The sequence below is a fragment of the Sodalis-like endosymbiont of Proechinophthirus fluctus genome, from assembly GCF_001602625.1.
Taxonomy (GTDB): Bacteria; Pseudomonadota; Gammaproteobacteria; order Enterobacterales; family Enterobacteriaceae.
Genome location: NZ_LECR01000081.1, coordinates 15,358 through 15,610, shown reverse-complemented (window position 1 = coordinate 15,610; position 253 = coordinate 15,358). Strand labels below are relative to the sequence as shown.

General features: G+C 54.5%; 1 protein-coding gene. It reads left to right on the top strand.

Annotated elements, in window-relative coordinates; translation table 11 throughout:
• Positions 1-25: 25 nt before the first annotated feature.
• Positions 26-253 (top strand): hypothetical protein (locus BG74_RS15005; protein ID WP_204376365.1); only part of this gene is annotated, 228 nt, incomplete at its 3' end.

Genomic DNA, 253 nt, shown 5'->3' with positions numbered 1-253 from the left:
CACCCTGTATCATCAGGCGCCACGCATGGTGCTTGACCATGCCCTACAGCATCTGCTTGTCCGTTTGACCCATGGCATCCCTGGAGAAAGAAAAACGCAGTCGCCTTTTGCCCTGAATCGCGCCTGCGATTATCTGAAAGCGCATTATCATGAGGGGATTGGTCTGGAGGAGTTGGGCCCGTCGCCGGCATTGATTTTTTCCGGCTTAATCACGAATTCCGTGCAGCGTTTGGGTTGCTGCCCAAAACCTGGC